The 17,257-nt window shown below is 71.8% G+C and carries 16 protein-coding genes, 1 tRNA gene and 1 pseudogene; 8 read left to right on the top strand and 10 right to left on the bottom strand.

Translation table 11 applies throughout. From position 1 onward, the window contains the following. Positions 1–37: 37 nt before the first annotated feature. The 3 genes from ACFYE1_RS05675 to ACFYE1_RS05665 all read right to left on the bottom strand — a co-directional run bounded on the left by ACFYE1_RS05675 (position 38) and on the right by ACFYE1_RS05665 (position 1,737). Positions 38–982 (bottom strand): arsenate-mycothiol transferase ArsC, encoded by a 945-nt coding sequence (locus ACFYE1_RS05675; RefSeq protein ID WP_387740861.1) that lies wholly within the window; start codon positions 980–982, stop codon positions 38–40. A gap of 113 nt (positions 983–1,095) precedes the next feature. Further along, on the bottom strand, positions 1,096–1,323 hold the full coding sequence (locus ACFYE1_RS05670; protein WP_387740859.1) for a hypothetical protein: 228 nt from the start codon (positions 1,321–1,323) through the stop codon (positions 1,096–1,098). Between the two features lie 341 nt (positions 1,324–1,664). Continuing rightward, a tRNA-Lys gene (locus ACFYE1_RS05665) sits at positions 1,665–1,737 on the bottom strand. A 183-nt stretch (positions 1,738–1,920) separates the two neighbouring features. Between ACFYE1_RS05665 and glsA the strand changes: the two genes are divergently transcribed. The 4 genes from glsA (at position 1,921) to ACFYE1_RS05645 (ending at position 6,404) form a co-directional block, all read left to right on the top strand. Continuing rightward, positions 1,921–3,792 carry a glutaminase A gene (gene glsA / locus ACFYE1_RS05660; RefSeq protein WP_387740857.1) on the top strand — a complete coding sequence of 624 codons (1,872 nt, stop codon included), beginning with the start codon at positions 1,921–1,923 and terminating at the stop codon, positions 3,790–3,792. A gap of 43 nt (positions 3,793–3,835) precedes the next feature. Then, positions 3,836–4,480: a hypothetical protein gene (locus ACFYE1_RS05655; RefSeq protein ID WP_387740856.1), complete on the top strand. Its 645-nt coding sequence runs from the start codon at positions 3,836–3,838 to the stop codon at positions 4,478–4,480. A gap of 288 nt (positions 4,481–4,768) precedes the next feature. After that, positions 4,769–5,383 carry a DUF47 domain-containing protein gene (locus ACFYE1_RS05650; protein WP_387740855.1) on the top strand — a complete coding sequence of 205 codons (615 nt, stop codon included), beginning with the start codon at positions 4,769–4,771 and terminating at the stop codon, positions 5,381–5,383. Positions 5,384–5,387: 4 nt separating this feature from the next. Further along, positions 5,388–6,404: an inorganic phosphate transporter gene (locus ACFYE1_RS05645; protein ID WP_387740854.1), complete on the top strand. Its 1,017-nt coding sequence runs from the start codon at positions 5,388–5,390 to the stop codon at positions 6,402–6,404. A gap of 104 nt (positions 6,405–6,508) precedes the next feature. On the opposite strand, the gene pstB is transcribed toward ACFYE1_RS05645, so the two are convergent. The 4 genes from pstB to pstS form a co-directional block, all read right to left on the bottom strand. Then, positions 6,509–7,288, bottom strand: a complete 780-nt coding sequence (gene pstB / locus ACFYE1_RS05640; protein ID WP_387740853.1) for a phosphate ABC transporter ATP-binding protein PstB — start codon at positions 7,286–7,288, stop codon at positions 6,509–6,511. 67 nt (positions 7,289–7,355) lie between these two features. After that, a complete protein-coding gene (pstA, locus tag ACFYE1_RS05635; protein ID WP_387740851.1) occupies positions 7,356–8,489 on the bottom strand; it encodes a phosphate ABC transporter permease PstA in 1,134 nt (377 codons plus the stop codon). Next, the gene (gene pstC / locus ACFYE1_RS05630) at positions 8,489–9,445 is read right to left on the bottom strand and encodes a phosphate ABC transporter permease subunit PstC (protein WP_387740849.1); all 957 of its coding nucleotides are present in this window, start codon (positions 9,443–9,445) and stop codon (positions 8,489–8,491) included. Before pstC ends, pstA begins: the two co-directional genes overlap by 1 nt. Before the next feature lie 172 nt (positions 9,446–9,617). Then, positions 9,618–10,733, bottom strand: coding sequence for a phosphate ABC transporter substrate-binding protein PstS (gene pstS, locus ACFYE1_RS05625; protein WP_387740847.1), 1,116 nt, complete (start codon positions 10,731–10,733; stop codon positions 9,618–9,620). Between the two features lie 301 nt (positions 10,734–11,034). Here pstS and ACFYE1_RS05620 point away from each other — a divergent pair, with 301 nt between their 5' ends. Continuing rightward, positions 11,035–12,183 (top strand): FUSC family protein, encoded by a 1,149-nt coding sequence (locus ACFYE1_RS05620; protein WP_387740846.1) that lies wholly within the window; start codon positions 11,035–11,037, stop codon positions 12,181–12,183. A 28-nt stretch (positions 12,184–12,211) separates the two neighbouring features. Here the strand turns inward: ACFYE1_RS05620 and ACFYE1_RS05615 are convergent, their stop codons facing one another. From ACFYE1_RS05615 to arsB, 3 genes and pseudogenes are all read right to left on the bottom strand, one after another. Then, positions 12,212–12,571 carry an arsenate reductase ArsC gene (locus tag ACFYE1_RS05615; protein ID WP_387740979.1) on the bottom strand — a complete coding sequence of 120 codons (360 nt, stop codon included), beginning with the start codon at positions 12,569–12,571 and terminating at the stop codon, positions 12,212–12,214. 87 nt (positions 12,572–12,658) lie between these two features. After that, positions 12,659–13,048: pseudogene (locus tag ACFYE1_RS05610) on the bottom strand (arsenate-mycothiol transferase ArsC); the annotation flags it as partial. A 67-nt stretch (positions 13,049–13,115) separates the two neighbouring features. After that, positions 13,116–14,210 (bottom strand): ACR3 family arsenite efflux transporter, encoded by a 1,095-nt coding sequence (gene arsB, locus ACFYE1_RS05605; protein WP_387740844.1) that lies wholly within the window; start codon positions 14,208–14,210, stop codon positions 13,116–13,118. An 84-nt stretch (positions 14,211–14,294) separates the two neighbouring features. On the opposite strand from arsB, the gene ACFYE1_RS05600 reads away from it, so the two are divergent. The 3 genes from ACFYE1_RS05600 to disA are packed head-to-tail and all read left to right on the top strand — an operon-like array spanning position 14,295 to position 17,242. Further along, on the top strand, positions 14,295–14,681 hold the full coding sequence (locus ACFYE1_RS05600; RefSeq protein WP_387740843.1) for an ArsR/SmtB family transcription factor: 387 nt from the start codon (positions 14,295–14,297) through the stop codon (positions 14,679–14,681). A 49-nt stretch (positions 14,682–14,730) separates the two neighbouring features. Continuing rightward, positions 14,731–16,158 (top strand): DNA repair protein RadA, encoded by a 1,428-nt coding sequence (gene radA, locus ACFYE1_RS05595; protein WP_387740841.1) that lies wholly within the window; start codon positions 14,731–14,733, stop codon positions 16,156–16,158. Positions 16,159–16,165: 7 nt separating this feature from the next. Continuing rightward, a complete protein-coding gene (gene disA, locus ACFYE1_RS05590) occupies positions 16,166–17,242 on the top strand; it encodes a DNA integrity scanning diadenylate cyclase DisA (RefSeq protein ID WP_387740839.1) in 1,077 nt (358 codons plus the stop codon). Positions 17,243–17,257: the final 15 nt, after the last annotated feature.

Here is a 17,257-nt window from a genome sequence, read left to right as displayed (position 1 = left end):
TGGCGCAGGCACGCTGCAGCGCACCGGAGGGAGTCGCTCAGGGGCGGATGGTTCCCCACAGCGTCCGCACCTTCCCGTCGACCTCGGCCACGATCATCTCCAGCTCTTCCGGGTTGCCGGTGACGGTCCGGTCCGCACCCCAGTCCTGGTGGTCGGTGTGCGGATAGACGGGCACGGCCTCAGCGGTGCCGAAGGTGATCACGTGGTCGGCGGCGCGCACCACGTCGTCGGTCAGCGGCTTCGGGTACACCTGCCCGAGCTCGAGCCCGCGCGCGGCCAGGACCCGCAGGGCCTGCGGATCCACGGTCGAGCCCGGGTCGGTGCCGGCCGAGCGCACCACCGCGGCGTCCCCGGCGTAGTGGGCCAGCAGGGCCGCGGCGATCTGGGCCCGGCCGGTGTCATGACGGCCGACGAACAGCACCTGCGGGGGTCCCGAGCCCTCCCGGGCGTGGGCCAGGGCGGCCAGCCGGTCCGCGGCGAAGTGCCCGGCCAGCGCCGCCAGGTGCGTGCGCACCCGTGCGGTGCGGGACAGGGCGGTGTAGGACTCGAAGACCACCCGCTCCACCACCTCCGGGGACAGCACCCCGGCGTGACGGGCCGCCAGGCGCTCCGCCGTGCGTTCCAGCACGTGGGTGTCCAGGGGACTGGTCGCATCGGTCTGGTCGTTCACCGGCACTCCTGAGGATCGGGACGGGCAACGGGCCGCGGCGCAGGGCCGCCCGGCGCAGGCGGGGCCGGCCGCCAGCGCGGTGATCTCCACCTGCAGGGCGGAGACCCTGGACTCGAGGTCGCCGAGGACCTCCGGCCAGCGGTCCGGGGTCGGGTTCGAGCACACCGGCCGGGCCCGGACGGCGGTCCCGGGCCTCAGCGGGCCCAGGTCCGGGCTCCCGGGACCGATGACCCGGTCGGCGGCCCTCAGCAGATCCGCCGTCACCGGTTCGGGGGGTGCCGTGGCACCCGGGGCACCCTGGCCGACCAGCACGCCCTCCGCACAGGTGCTCGGCGGTGCGCTGGAGCATCCTCGGGTCGGTGAGCTCGACGCTCTGCTCGGTCATGGAGCTCTCCTGGGACATCGTCGACGACAGCGGCAGCCGGTCAGGGCCGGCAGCGTCGCAGCACGACGTCGTCGTGACTGAGCAGCTTCCGGGTCCCGGTGCTGGAGTCCCTGATCCACACCACTCCCAGGTGCGGGATCGTCTCCTCCACGACCCCGCGGTGGAGCGCCACCGCTCCCCGGTGCGCCTCCACCTGCTCGCCCGGACGCAGCATGCCCCAGTCCACCGCAGGCGGCTCGCCCTCCGTCGCACTGATGATCTCGGTCATGTCAGTTCCCCCTCCGGCCGACACGCGCATGGTGATGCCAGCCCCATCCTGACCCGCCCGAACGGCGGGTACATGACCGGACGGTGAACAACAGGGGTCGATCCGTCCGCCCGGGAGCCACCGGCCCCGCCGAGCGCAACGTCAGCGCGGGGACCTGGGCTCTGCACCCCCGTGGCAGAACCGGCCGGAGGAGGAGTCGATGCCGTGTGCGACCCGGGGGCCGAGCGGCGCGGTCCCGCACGAGGTGTCACCGTGGCTTCCGGAGGCCTCGCGAAGACGGCCCGGTCACGAGAAAGGGCCTCCCTCCCCGCGACGGCAGGAAGTGAGGCCCTCTCATGCTGTGGGCCCCGTGGGGCTCGAACCCACGACCCATGGATTAAAAGTCCACTGCTCTACCAACTGAGCTAGAGGCCCGTGCTCCACCGGCTGGCACGGGGCGCGGCCGGTCCGGAGCGGGCACCACTCTACCGCACGGTCCCCACCGGGAGCCGGTGCCCGCCGACCGGTGCGACCCGCCCCGGATTTGCACAGCCGCCTGACGGTTAGAGTGGTGGGCAGTCCCGTGCCACCCACGCCGACCCGACCGGAGGACCGACCGTGCCGCACCCGAGCACCGAGGAAGAAGCACGCGCGGAGACGGGGCTCTTCGGCCCGTCGGCCGTCACCGAGTACCTGGAGCAGGTGGTGGAGCAGCTGCGGGACGTCCGCGGCGGCGAGCCCAGCCCTTCCATCCCCGCCCTCGCGGGAGCCGACACCGAGCGCTTCGGCATCGTCATCGCCACCGCGGACGGCCACGTGTACGAGGCCGGCGACACGCGGGACGAGTTCAGCATCCAGTCGATCTCCAAGGCGTTCACCTACGCTCTGGCCCTGTCCGACCTCGGGGCGGAGGCGGTGCACGCGAAGATGGACGTGGAGCCGAGCGGGGACGCCTACAACGAGATCTCCCTCCAGCCCGGCACCGGACGCCCCGCCAACCCGATGATCAACGCCGGCGCGATCGCCTCGACGTGGCTCGTCCCCGACAGCGACCGCGACCTGCGCCGGGACCGGATCCGCGAGGCCTACTCGCGGTGCGCGGGCCGGGACCTGGCGATCAGTCCCGAGGTCCTCTCCCAGGAGCACGACGCCGGGGACCGCAACCGCGCCCTCGGCTACCTCCTGGCCTCCGCCGACATCATCGAGGGGAGCCCGGCCCAGGCCCTCGAGGACTACTTCGCCCAGTGCTCGGTGCTGATCACGTGCCGCGACCTGGCCCTGATGGGCGCGACCCTCGCCAACGCCGGCACGAACCCGCTGACCGGGGAGTCGGTCTTCGACGTCGACACGGTCTCCCGGGTGCTGTCCGTCATGAGCTCCTGCGGGATGTACGACGACGCCGGCGAGTGGATGGTCCGGGTCGGCCTGCCCGCGAAGTCCGGGGTGGGCGGCGGCATCATCGCCGTCCTGCCCGGGGAGCTGGCCGTGGCCACCTTCTCCCCGGCCCTGGACCGGCACGGCAACAGCGTGCGCGGGGTGCTCGCCTGCGAGCGGCTCTCCCAGGACCTCGACCTGCACTTCACGCACACCGCCCGGGTGGCCCGCTCCACGGTGCGCGCCAGCTACCCGATCGACCAGTCCCCGTCCCTGGTGCGCCGCAACGCCGAGGCGGAGGCCGTGCTGGCCGAGCACGGCAAGGACGCCGTCGTCGTGGAGCTCCAGGGCGACCTCCTGTTCACGGGCACGGAGACCGCGATCCGCACTGTCCGCGACGTCGCCTACGACGCCTCCTACGTGGTGGTCGACATGCGCCGGGTCGACGTGATCGCCGAGTACGCGATGCCGCTCCTGGCCAAGACCCGGGCCGAGCTGCACGCGGCGGGCCGCACCGTGGTGGCGGTCGCCACCGACCCGGGTTTCGCCGGCTCCTTCCAGGGCGAGCCGCCGCTCGAGGTGTTCCCCAGCCGGGCGGCGGCCATCAAGTGGGTCGAGGACCGGCTGCTCGAGGAGCACGGCGGACCGGAGTGCACCCCGTCCCGGGTGAAGCCCGTGGAGTCCGAGCTGTTCTCCCGGCTGGACCCCGACGACGCCCGCGACCTCCGCGCGCGGACCGTCGAGCGCACGTGGGCGGCCGGGGAGAACATCCTGCGCACGGGGCAGAACTTCGCCGGCATCCACCTCATCGTCAGCGGGAGCGTGTCGATGTCCCTGCGCACGCCCACCGGCGAGCGCGTCGAGCTGCAGGTCCTCGGCCCGGGGATGAGCTTCGGGGAGCTCGCCCTGGGCACCGGGGACAAGCAGCACGTGACCCTGAGCGCCGTTACCGACGTCACCGCGCGGGTGCTGCCCCCGCAGGCGCTCGCTGAGCTCGAGCAGGAGGAGCCCGCGCTGGGGCTGCGGCTGTGGAAGGCACTGGCCCGGGACGGCTTCGAGCGGGCCGACCAGCAGTGGCGGGACGCGGCGGTGCACGCCTCGGCCAGCGACTGGTGAGCGCTGCGTGGTCCGCCGCGGGCCACGGCCGTACGCTGGACGCATGAGCGACGCGCCCCGCCACCACAAGCCGGTGAAGTTCTCCCCGGAGCAGTTCGAAGCGCACGAGGGCGGCCCCGATCCGGCTCGCGTCTCCGAGGCGGCCCACCTCGCCGCCCTCGCCCTCGTCTCCCGCGGGCGCGCCAGCGACGATCCCGAGATCAGCCGGCGGCTCATCGAGCTGACCGACGAGCAGGGCCTGGAGGGGATCGCCGAGATGTGGGCGGAGGCCCCGGCGGTGTCCCTCCCCGGGGCCCTGTGGCGGCTCTACGCCCTGCGCGCGGGCGTGCGGAAGGACCCGGTGCGGATGGGCCGCTACTTCGCGGCGGGACGGGGCACGGCGCAGGTCTCGCACGTGGTGGCCGGCGTCGCGGAGCCCCCCGGGGCGGACGAGATCACCTCGATGGCGGACGCGATCCTGTCCGGCGCGTTCAACGGGGAGTTCGACGTCGCCCTGGACCGGTTCGCGGCCTTCTGCCGCGTGATCGCCCTCGGCCGGATCCGGCTGGCGGACACCGGGCAGATGCCGGTCGTGGACCCGGACGCGGCGCGGGCTCCGAGCACCGTGGCCCTCACCCAGCGGCTCGAGCGGACCGCGGAGGAGCTCGAGGCCGCGGCGCACCAGTGGCGCCGCGGCCACCTCGACTGAGCCCAACTGTCCCGGCGGTGGCGAGCCCGGCCGTGCGGGAGACCACAGCCTCAGGACTTGGCCCCACGGACACGTCGACTACCATGGAAGCCAGGTGCCGGGCCGCGGCAGCCCCGGGCTCCATCACATAGCCGCCACGAGCGGCCTTCCGCCGAGAGGCGCTCCCGGTCCGGCACCGCCCCCTTGTTCCGGGACCACTGGCCGCCCGCGGGCCGTTCGACGGCCCCATGTACAGTGAGACCCGCCGTGCTCCGCGGCGCAGGTCCCGACGCCCAGGACGGTCAGCACATGGCGCTTCGCATCTTCCCGGAGGACGAGCTGGTCCTGGACCTGCTGGCGGACATGTCGGGACAGGTGACGGAGAGCGTGCGGCTCCTGTCCGAGCTGCTGGGCTCCCCCGAGACCGACGCGGCAACGCTCGACGCGATCCGCGAGTGCGAGGCCCGGTCCACCGACCTGTACTTCTCCGTGATGACCACCGTGCGCTCCACGTTCGTAATCCCCATTCCCCGGCAGGACGTCTACATTTTGGGGCACTGGCTCAACAAGGCCGCGGAGGAGCTGCTGGCGGTCGCGGAGGCGCACGTCGCCTACGCGCTCGCCCGGCCGCCTGCGTACGCCACGGACCAGCTCGGGGTGATCGAGCGGATGTCCGAGCTGACCACCCGGGCGATGCGCGATCTCGGCAGCCTCCAGGGCCTGGACGACTACTGGTACGAGATGCTGCGGCTGGGCAAGCAGTCCGAGCGCATCTACCAGCTGCACATGGCCCACCTGCTCGAGCACCACAAGGCCATTCCTGCGATGCGCCGCGAGCGCGCCGTCCGGCGCTTCGCGGAGGCCGCCCGGGCACTGGGGCGGGTCTCCACCGAGGTGGGCCGCATCGTCGTGGCGGAGTCCTGACCCCGTGCTGACGGCCCTGACCGTCCTCGGGATCGTCCTGGCCGTGGCCCACACCGTCGTCAACGGTTTCCACGACGCCCCCAACGCCCTCGCCCTGCCCGTGCGCTTCCGCGCCCTGACCCCCCGGGTGGGGCTGGTGTTCACCGCCCTCGTCAACGTCGCGGGCGTGTGGGCCGCCGGGTACCTGCTCGCGGACTGGATCATCCAGGGCGTTCCCGTGCCGCACGACGTGGTGGGCTCCGCGACGATCGTCTGCGCCCTGCTGACCACCATCGGCTGGAACCTGCTCACCTGGTGGTGGGGCATGCCCAGCTCCTCGACCACGGCGCTGGCGGGAGGGCTGCTGGGTGCCCTGCTGGGTGCCCGCGCCGTGGGACTCGTGGTGTCGAACCCGCTCACGGCCACGGCCTTCTACCAGGTCCTCGTCCCCCTGGTGCTGGCACCGCTGCTCGCCTACGCCGTGGCCTGGGCGCTCGTGGTCCCTCTGCTCCACCTGCTGCGGCACTCCGAGCCGGACGCCACCACGTTCCGCTCCCGGCTCGTCCTGGCCATCGGTGCGGCAGCCGTCTCCTTCGGGCACGGGGTCCACCACGGTCGCCGGGCCGTCTGGGTCTTCGCAACGCTGCTGGTGTGCGCGGGCTTCCAGGAGCCGCTGGCCGGCAGGGGCGCACCGTGGTTGTTCCTGGTCGTCGCCGCGGGACTGGCCGTGGGCACCCTGTTCGGGGCGTGGCGGATCGCCTACACCCTGTCCTCCCGGATGATCACGATCGACCCGTTCCGGGGGGCGCTGGCCCAAGGCGTGGCGGGCTCGTTGCTGTTCCTGGGCGGGACGCTGATCCCCGTGCCGATGTCCACGTCCCAGACCACGGCCGCCGCGATCCTGGGCGCGGGTCGCCAGCAGCGCTTCCACACGGTCAACGTCCGGGTGGTGCGGCGCGTCCTCCTCGTCTGGTTCCTCACCGTCCCGGCGTGCGGAACGGTCTCCGGCACGCTCCTGCTCGCCCTCTCGCCGCTCCTGTAGGACTGGGTCGGCTCCCCACCCGGGCGGGGAGCCCGACGACAACGGGCGCCGGCGGCCTCCGCGGGGAGGTGGCCGGCGCCCGCCGTCGTCGGGTGCGGGAGGACTCAGCCGAAGCGGCCGGAGACGTAGTCCTCCGTCTGCTTCTCCGTGGGATTGCTGAAGATCTCGGTGGTGGGGCCGTACTCGATGAGCTTGCCCGGCTTGCCCGTGCCCGCGATGTTGAAGAAGGCGGTCCTGTCCGACACGCGGGAGGCCTGCTGCATGTTGTGGGTCACGATGACCACCGTGTACTCCTCCTTGAGCTCGCTGATCAGGTCCTCGATCGCCAGCGTGGAGATCGGGTCGAGGGCGGAGCAGGGCTCGTCCATGAGGATGACCTCGGGCTTCACCGCGATCGCCCGGGCGATGCACAGGCGCTGCTGCTGGCCGCCGGACAGGCCGGAGCCCGGCTTGTCCAGGCGGTCCTTGACCTCGTTCCAGAGGTTCGCCCCCTGGAGCGAGCCCTCCACGAGGTCGTCGGCTTCGGAGCGGGAGATCCGCTTGCTGTTGAGCTTGACCCCTGCGAGCACGTTGTCGCGGATGGACATGGTGGGGAACGGGTTGGGCCGCTGGAAGACCATCCCGATCATCGAGCGCACCAGGACCGGGTCCACGCCGGGACCGTAGAGGTTCTCGCCGTCCAGGAGGACCTTGCCCTCGGCGCGGGCGCCGGGAATCACCTCGTGCATGCGGTTGAGCGTGCGCAGGAGGGTCGACTTGCCGCACCCGGAGGGGCCGATGAACGCTGTCACCGAGCGGGCGTCGATCCCCATGGCGACGTCGTCGACGGCCAGGAAGTCGCCGTAGTACACATTGAGGTTCTCGACGTCGATTCGCTTGGACATGTGTGTTCCTTGCTTCTTTCTCGCGGAGGTGCGTGCAGGAGATCCGGCGGAAGTGCGGTGCGGCGCGTCAGCGGCCGGCGGCCTTGGGCGCGAAGGCCCTCGCGACGAGCCGGGCCAGGAGGTTGAGCAGCATCACGATCAGGATCAGGATCAGCGCTGCCGCCCACGCGCGCTGCTGCGAGGGGTCCGGATTGGTGGGCGAGGTGGGAGTGAGGATCTGGTAGTAGATGAACGTCGGCAGAGTGGTCATCCACCCGGAGAACGAACTCCAGTTGATCGCGGTCGCGAAGCCTGCGGTGACGAGCAGCGGGGCGGTCTCCCCGATGACGCGGGCGATCGCCAGGGTCACACCGGAGGCGATGCCGGAGATCGCGGTGGGGATCACCACCTTGAGGATGGTCCGCCACTTGCGCACGCCCAGGGCGTAGGCCGCCTCGCGCAGCTCGTTCGGGACGATCTTCAGCATCTCCTCGGTGTTCTTGACGACCGTGGGGATCATCAGCACGGTCAGCGCGACCGCGGCGACGAAGCCGAAGCGGGTGGACGGGCCCAGCAGGAGACCGAAGAGGGCCGCGGCGAACAGGCCCGCCACGATCGAGGGGATGCCCGTCATGACGTCCACGAAGAACGTGATCGACTTCCCGAGCCAGCCCCCCTTCGAGTACTCCACGAGATAGATGGCCGTGAGCAGGCCGATGGGGACCGACATGAGCGTGGCCCAGAAGGTGATGGACACCGTGCCCACGATCGCGTGGTAGGCGCCGCCGAGAACGGGGCCCTCCCCAGCAGCGGCGGCGTTGTCGGTGGCGCCCGTGACCCCGTTCATCGACGTGAGCAGCAAATTAGAGTTCAGCCCCGGGACACCGTTGGCGAGGACCGTCCAGATCACGGAGATCAGCGGGATCACCGCGAGGATGAACGCCGCGTGGACCAGGTAGGTCATCAGGGAGTCGGCCCCCTTCCGCCCACCCTCGACGGCGGCCACGGCGACCGGGGCGGCCACGAGGAAGATCGCGGCGGCGAAGACGGCCCACACGACGGTGGAGAAGCCCACCAGCGCGGCCAGTGCCGCTCCCACCACGACGGCGGCGACCGCGATCACCGGAACGAGCCACTTCGGCTTCTGGTTGCGCGTCAGGGTGGGCCGGCGACCCGCAGGGCTCGGCGTCGAGGTCGGCTGACGGAGGGATGCGGTCGACATCAGTTGGCTCCCGAGAATTCCTTGTAGCGGGCGATGATGGCGCGGGCGATCATGTTCACGATCAGGGTGATGAGGAACAGGATCAGACCCGCAGCGATGAGCTCGGACAGCCGCAGGCCGTAGGCCTCCGGGAAGTTGAGCGCGATCTCGGCCGCGATGGTCTGGTTCCCCGACTGCACGAGCGAGGCCGTCAGCGGACCGCCCGAGAGCACGAGGGCCACGGCCATGGTCTCGCCGAGGGCCCGGCCCAGGGCCAGCATCACCGAGGAGATAATGCCGGGACGTGCGAACGGCAGCACGGTCATCCGGATCATCTCCCAGCGGGTGGCACCGAGAGCCAGGGCCGCCTCCTCATGGAGCTTGGGCGTCTGGATGAAGATCTCCCGGGACATCGCCGTGATGATCGGCAGGATCATGATGGCCAGCACGATGCCGACCGTGAGCATGGTCTTGCCGGTCTGCGAGGCGGGACCGGAGAACATCGGGATGAAGCCCAGGTTCGCGGTGAGCCAGGCGAAGAAGGGCACGAGCGCGGACGCGAGCACCGTGGTGCCCCACGCGCCGTAGATGACGGACGGGATCGCGGCCAGCAGGTCGATGATGTAGCCGACCGGCTTCGCGATCCGCGCGGGGGCGTAGTGGGAGATGTACAGAGCCACCAGCACGCCGATCGGGGTCGCGATCACCAGCGCGATGATGGCCGCGATCACCGTGCCGATGATCAGGGGCCAGATGTAGGACCAGAAGCCGGCCCCGCCCGTGATGTCCTCGGCGGACGCCTGGAAGGTCGGCAGAGCCTCCAGGAAGAGGAACAGTGCGACGGCTGCCAGGGACGCGAGGATCAGGATGCCCGCGCCGAGGCTGAACCCCGCGAAGATCGAGTCGCCGGCCCGGCCGCCGGTCGCGTCGTCCTCGACGAGCGCGGTGGGCTCCTTGCTGGTGAGGGTGGTGGACATGTCGTGCGCCCCTTCGGTGGCCTGGAACGAGCTGCGCCGGACGGGATCAGTCCCGGCGCCGGGATCCGGTGATGCGCCTCACGTCGGAGGCGCCCCACACAGAAAGGTCCCGTTCGGCGCGGGCTCGGGCGCGGGGCCCGGACCCGCACCGAACGGGATCAACAGGACGAGATCAGCCGGCGACCGTGATCTGGTCGAGGGCCTCCTGCGCGGAGGTGCGCAGGTTCTCGGACATCGGGGCGGAGCCGGCGGCGTCGGCGGCGGTCTGCTGCCCGTCCTCGCTGATCACGTACTCGCCGAAGGCCTTGGCGAGGTCGGCGGTCTCCTGGGACTCGTACTGGGAGCAGTACAGGTGGTAGGACACCAGCACGATCGGGTAGGACCCGGACTCGGAGGTGTCACGCTCGAGGTCCATCGCCATGTCGTACTCGGCGCGACCTCCGATCGGGGTCGAGTTCTCGACGGCCGTGGCGGCCGCCTCGGGCGAGTACTCGACGTACTCCTCGCCCACCCGCACCGCCACGGTGCCGAGGTCGCCCACGGCCGAGGCGTCGGCGTACGTGATGGCGCCCTCGGTCGCGCCGGTGGACTGGACCACTCCGGCGGTGCCCTTGTTGTTCTCCGCGGCCCACTGGGAGGGCCAGTTGCCGGAGACCTCCTCGGTCCACACCTCGGGGGCGGCCGCGGCCAGGTACTCCTGGAAGTTCTCGGTGGTGCCGGACTCGTCGTTGCGGTGCACCACGGTGATCCGGGTGTCGGGCAGCTCGGCGTCCGGGTTGAGCTCGGCGATGGCCGGGTCGTTCCACTCGGTGATCTCACCGGTGAAGACCTGGGCCATGGTGGGGCCGTCCATGTTCACGGTGTCGACGCCGGGCAGGTTGAAGGCCACGGCGATCGGGGAGATGTAGGCCGGGATGTGGAAGCCGCCGTCGGCCCCGCAGACCTCCTGGGACGCCGCGTACTCCTCGTCGTCGAGGTAGGCGTCGGTGCCGGCGAAGTCCGCGCCGCCGGCTGTGAAGGCCTCGCGGCCGGCCCCGGAACCGTCCGGTGAGTACTGGATCTGGGCCTCGGGGTTGGCCTCCTGGAAGCCGTTCTGCCAGGCCGTCATCGCGGCCTGCTGCGACGACGCGCCGATGCCGGTCAGCGTGCCGGAGACTCCGGCGCCGGCAGCGGAGGTCTCGGCGGAACCGGACCCTCCGCCCGTGGCGTTGTCCGAACCGCACGCGGTGAGCGCGAGCGAGCCGATGGCCAGAACGGCCGCGGAACGGCCGAGGTGGGAAACCTTCACTTGATAGCCCCTTCAGATCACGGTGGTGCCCCGTCGAGGGGCCGTCGTTCGATGTGGCGCCGGAAGAGTTCCGGGCCGGTGCACGAGGTGGATCTGCGGTGCGACCGCGGACCTCTCACCCAGAGACGCTAGGGAGCGCAGGTAGCCAGATTGACCCGTGAAGGTGAACGGAGGATGAACACGGGCCCGAAACTGCGGCGGAGTCGCGCATCTCACACGGCGACCGGCCGGTTTCCCGCGGGGCTCGACGGGGCCGGGTCGGCGGGCCGACGGCCCTGTGCCGCTCGCCTAGGATGGCCCCATGCAGCCAGGCAACCGTGCGCGAGCCACGGCCCGCGCGGTGCGCAGCCGCACCCGGGTCGGTCTCGCCCGGGTCCGGGGGGGCCTGCTCCAGAGCTTCCAGATGACGGTCGCCAGCGTCGGGGCCTACCTGATCGCCGAGCAGCTGCTGGGCCACTCCGGGCCCATCTTCGCGGCCACCGCCGCCCTGTTGTCCCTGGGCTTCGCCAAGGACGGGCTGCGCTACCGGCGGGTCCTCGAGGTATCGATCGGCTGCACCCTGGGCATCACGGTGGGGGACACGCTGATCCACGTGCTGGGCACGGGCGTGTGGCAGGCCGGCGTGGTCCTCATGACCTCGATCCTGCTCGCCCGCTTCCTGGACAACGGCACGCTGTTCACCACCCAGATGGGGCTGCAGTCCGTGCTCGTGGTCCTGCTGCCGCCGTCCCAGGACGGGGTCTTCGCCCGTTCCACGGACGCGGTCGTGGGCGGGGTGTGCGCCCTGGCCATGGCCTACTTCGTACCGACGGACCCGCGCAGCCAGCCGCGCCAGGGGCTGCGGGCGCTCGTCGACGAGTTCTCCGGGGTGCTCCGGGAGGCGAGCCGGGCCATGGAGGACTACGACGCCACTGCCGCCTGGCACGCTCTCGTGCGTGCCCGGCAGACCCAGCCACTGGTGGACTCGGTGACGTCCGGGCTGAAGTCCGCCCTCGAGATCGCCACGGCATCCCCGCTCTACCGCGGCCGCCGCGCGGAGATCGAGGGGATCGCGCACTCCATCCGCTACCTGGACCTCGCCGTGCGCAACGCCAGGGTCCTCGCGCGCCGCCTGGCCTCCGTGCTGAACCACGTGACGCTGTCGGACGACGCCGTGGCCGCCATGGGCGACGCCCTCGAGGACCTCGCGGACGCCGTCGTCACCCTGGGCAACGCGCTCGCGGTCGCCTCCCCCGGGTCCCGGGAGAGCTACCTGCGCCAGGCACGCAACGAGCTGGCCAACGTGGCCGGACGCCTGCACCCCGGGCAGATGGGGGTGCGCACCATGGAGGGTGAGACCCTGGTGCTGGACATGCGCCCGATGGTCGTGGACCTGCTGGAGGCTGCCGGGCTGACGCACGACGAGGCTCGCGACCAGCTGCCCCGGCTGGAGGGCTGGGACCGCGCCTGAGCACGGCCGGCTCCCCTCGTCCGGCACCTCATCCGGTGGCGCCGCCGGGCAGCAGCTCCGCGATCAGCTGCTGGGTCCGGGTCTTGATCTCGTCGCGGATCGGGCGCACGGACGCCACGCCCTTGCCGGCCGGGTCCGCCAGCGCCCAGTCCTCGTAGCGCTTGCCCGGGTAGAACGGGCACGCGTCGCCGCACCCCATGGTGATCACCACGTCGGAGTCCTGCACGGCCTCGTCGGTGAGGACCTTGGGGGTCTCGGCGCTCATGTCGATGCCCTCCTCGGCCATGGCCTCCACGGCGGCCGGGTTGACGGAGTGCGCCGGGGCGGAGCCTGCCGAGCGCACCTCGATGCGCCCTCCGGAGAGGTGGGTCAGGTAGGCGGCGGCCATCTGCGAACGCCCGGCGTTGTGGACGCACACGAACAGGACGCTGGGCCGGTCCGTGCGCTCCGCGGTCAGCTCGCGCAGCAGCCGCCGGACCCGGGCGTCGATGTCGTCGCGGACCAGGCGCATCCGCTCGGCGCCCTCGATCCCCCGCACGGAGGGCTCGTCGGTGTGCCAGGTCTCGATGGTGCCGGCCATGCCCTCGACGGGCTCGACCTGTGCCTCGTCGCCCAGGACCACGACGCGATTCACGGTGCGCAGCAGCTGGGGGTCGGTGGGCTTCGGTGTCCCGGAGGACATGTCGGCGCCGACCTCGGCGACGACCTCGGCCGACAGGGCGTTGATCGCCTCGCCGGGCTTGGTGCCGGCGGAGTGTACCTCCACGGCGCCGCGGGCGTGGAGGTCCATGAGGGCGGCTGCCATCTGGGACTTGCCGCCGTTCTTGGTGCACACGAACAGGACGGAGGGCGTGGTGCGGGTCATCGAGGCTCCTGCATCGGGAAGGGCGGACCGGGACGCGGCCGGGTGCGGGGGTGGGGACGGTGCCGGATCAGCGGGTGGGGACGGTGCGGTCGCCGGGAAAGAGCTTGCGCCCGGCCCACAGGGACACGTAGACCAGCGCCACCAGCACCGGGACCTCGATGAGCGGGCCGACCACCCCGGCCAGGGCCTGGCCGGAGGTGACCCCGAAGGTGCCGATGGCCACGGCGATGGCGAGCTCGAAGTTGTTGCCGGCGGCGGTGAACGCCACGGTGGTGGACTTCGCGTAGTTCAGGCCCAGGGCGCGGGAGGCGAGCAGTCCGATGCCGAACATGAGGAAGAAGTAGACCAGCAGCGGCCACGCGATGCGCACGACGTCCCAGGGGTTCGAGGTGATCGCGTCCCCCTGCAGGGCGAAGAGCAGCACGATGGTGAACAGCAGCCCGTACAGCGCCCAGGGCCCCAGCCTCGGCAGGAACGTGCCCTCGTACCAGTCGCGGCCCTTGGCCTTCTCGCCCAGGGTGCGGGTGAGGAACCCGGCCACCAGCGGGATGCCCAGGAACACCAGCACGGAGACGACGATGGACCACACGGAGAACTCGGCCGAGGTGGTGGGCAGGCCCAGCCAGGACGGGAGGACCTGGAGGTAGAACCAGCCCAGGGCACCGAACGCGACGACCTGGAAGACCGAGTTGATCGCCACCAGCACCGCGGCCGCCTCGCGGTCACCGCAGGCCAGATCGTTCCAGATCAGGACCATCGCGATGCACCGGGCCAGCCCGACGATGATCAGCCCCGTGCGGTACTCGGGCAGATCGGGCAGGAAGATCCAGGCCAGGCCGAACATGAGCGCGGGCCCGACGACCCAGTTGAGCACCAGGGAGGCGCCCATCAGGCGGCGGTCACCGGCCACGCGGCGGGTCTCGTCGTAGCGGACCTTGGCGAGCACCGGGTACATCATCACCAGCAGCCCGATCGCGATGGGCAGGGAGACCTCCCCGATCCGCACGGCCTCCAGGGCGGTGTCCAGTCCGGGGACGAAGCGGCCCAGGAGCAGTCCGGCGACCATGGCGGCGACGATCCAGGCGGGCAGCCAGCGGTCGAGGAAGGACAGGTCCTTCATCACGCCCTGGTGGGCGGTGGGGGCGGTGGTGGTGTTGCTCATGGGCGGGAGAACCTCTTCGCATCGACGGGCGTCTATCCGGCACAGTACGTGTCGCATCGACAGCCGTCAATGTAGAATGGGGGGATGACCCTCGTCCCGGACCTCGACAGCACGGTCACCGCGCCGATCGCCGACCGGTGCGCCCCCGGCGCACCGGTCACGGAGTGCTGCTCGCTCTCGGGCGGGCCCATGGGCCCCGACGACGCCCAGCGCGTGGCGGGCCTGCTCAAGGCCCTGGCCGATCCCACCCGGCTGCGCCTGCTCTCCCACGTGGCCGCCCAGGGCTGCGACACCGTGTGCGTGTGCAGCCTCACCGACGACCTCGGCATCAGCCAGCCCACGGTCAGCCACCACATGAAGAAGCTCGTCGACGCCGGGCTGCTCACCCGCGAGCAGCGGGGCAAGTGGGCGCACTACTCCGTGGTGCCCGAGGCCTTCGCCGAGCTGCGGGCGTTCCTGGACCTGCGCTGAGCCGGCCGCGGCGCTTGGGCCGTCCGACGCGGCGGCTAGCCTGGACGCCATGACCACCCGAACCCGCCGCAACTCCCCCGCCTACCGCTGCACCGAGTGCGGCTGGAGCACGGCCAAGTGGGTGGGCCGGTGCGGGGAGTGCCAGGCCTGGGGCACGGTCGAGGAGATCGGCGAGCACAAGGCCCGCACCACGGCCGCCCGGTCGATCGCCGAGCCCGCCCGCCCCATCGCCCAGGTGGACGCCACCGTGGCGACCTCAGCGCCCACCGGGGTTCCCGAGCTGGACCGGGTCCTCGGCGGCGGGCTGGTCCCCGGTGCGGTCGTGCTGATGGCGGGCGAGCCCGGGGTCGGGAAGTCGACGCTGCTGCTCGACGTCGCCGCGCGCTTCGCGGAGGGCACGGGCGAGGGCACCCGCGACGTCCTCTACGTCACGGGCGAGGAGTCCGCGGCGCAGGTGAAGCTGCGCGCGGACCGGATCGACGCCGTGGCGCCCACCCTGTACCTCACCGCCGAGACGGACCTGGCCACGGCGCTGGGCCACATCGAGAAGATCTCCCCCCGCCTGCTCGTGGTCGACTCCGTGCAGACGCTGGCCAGCGCCGAGGTCGAAGGCTCCGCGGGCGGGGTGACGCAGGTCCGCGAGGTCGCCGCGTCCCTGATCGCCGCGGCCAAGAAGCGGAACATGACCACGCTGCTCGTGGGCCACGTGACCAAGGACGGCTCCATTGCCGGGCCGCGGCTGCTCGAGCACCTGGTGGACGTCGTGTGCCAGTTCGAGGGCGAGAAGCACTCCCGGATCCGGCTGCTGCGGGCGGTGAAGAACCGCTACGGCCCCACGGACGAGGTCGGCTGCTTCGACCTCACCGAGAGCGGGATCACGAGCGTGGAGGACCCCTCGGGCCTGTTCGTCTCCCGCACGGCCCTGCCGGTCTCCGGCACGTGCCTCACGGTGACCCTCGAGGGCCGCCGGCCCCTGCTCGCCGAGGTGCAGGCGCTGCTGGACCGCTCCTCCACCGCCCAGCCCCGGCGGGCCACGGCCGGCCTGGACTCCTCGAGGGTCGCCATGCTACTCGCCGTCCTGCAGCGGCGCGCCGGCGTGAACCTGGCCGGGCTGGACTGCTACGTCTCCACGGTCGGCGGCGTGAAGCTTACCGAGCCGTCCACCGACCTCGCCGTGGCCATGGCACTGGCCTCGGCCGCGCAGGACCGGCCCCTGCCCCAGCGCCTGGTGTGCTTCGGAGAGGTGGGCCTGGCCGGCGAGGTGCGGCCCGTCCCGGGCATCGGGCGCCGCATCCAGGAGGTCGCCCGGCTGGGCTTCACGCACGCGGTCGTGCCCGCGAGCTCCACCGGTCCGGGCCCGGTCCCGGCGGGTTTCACCGTCCGGGAGGTGACCACCATCAGCGACGCCATGGAGCTGCTCTTCTCCCGGTCCGCCGCCGCGCCCGCCCGGAACCGGCAGACCGCCGCGGCCGTATGATGTGACCGTGGCGAAGACCCCTGAGAACGCACTGCGCAAGACGCTGGCCCGCATCGCGCCCGGCACCGAGCTGCGTACCGGTCTCGAGCGGATCCTGCGCGGGCGCACGGGCGGACTGCTGGTGCTCGGCTTCGACCGGTCGGTCGAGGCCATCTGCTCCGGCGGCTTCGACATCGACACCGACTGCTCCGCGCCCAAGCTGCGGGAGCTGGCCAAGATGGACGGTGCCATCATCTGCGACCGGGACGCCACCCGCATCCTCAAGGCCGGGGTCCAGCTCGTGCCCGACCCCTCGATCGGCACCACGGAGTCCGGCACCCGGCACCGCTCCGCGGAGCGCACCGCCAAGGAGACCGGGGTGCCGGTGATCTCCGTGAGCCAGTCCATGAGCGTCATCACGATCTACGTGGGCGAGACTCGCTACGCCATCGAGGGCTCCCAGTCGATCATGGCCCGCGCGAACCAGGCCCTGCAGACCCTCGAGCACTACAGCCACCGGATGGAGCAGGTGCTCGGCAACCTCTCCTCGCTCGAGATCGAAGCGTCCGTGACGGTTCGGGACGTGGCCCTGACCCTCCAGCGCATGGAGATGGTCCGGCGGATCTCGTCCGAGATCGGCTGGTACGTGCTCGAGCTCGGCGTGGACGGGCGGCTCATCGCCCTGCAGCTCGAGGAGCTCACGGCGGGCACCGGTCCGGGACCGGACGTGGTGCTGCGCGACTACCTGCCCGACGACACCCCCGCGGTGGGCATCGAGGAGGGGCTGGGGCGTCTGGCCGAGCTGACCCCCGCGGAACTCATCGACCTGCAGCGGATCGCGGTGTCGGTGGGCCTCGTCGAGCCGCAGGGCAGCCTCGAGACGGACCTGCACCCGCACGGCTATCGGCTGCTGGAGGGCATCAAGTCGATGCCGCGGGCGGTGGCCAACCGGCTCGTGCGCCAGTTCGACGGCCTGCAGTCCCTGATGGCCGCCAACCTCGAGGACCTCAAGGCCGTGGAGGGCATCGGCGAGCAGCGGGCCCGTACGGTGCGCGAGTCCCTCTCCCGGATGGCCGAGACCAGCCTGCTCGAACGCTTCATGTGAGCCGCGCACGGCCCG

Source organism: Kocuria nitroreducens (genome assembly GCF_042879195.1).
In the GTDB taxonomy this organism is placed as follows: domain Bacteria; phylum Actinomycetota; class Actinomycetes; order Actinomycetales; family Micrococcaceae; genus Kocuria; species Kocuria nitroreducens.
Note: the sequence above shows the minus strand (reverse complement) of the source record. Positions and strands in the feature narration are given on the sequence as shown.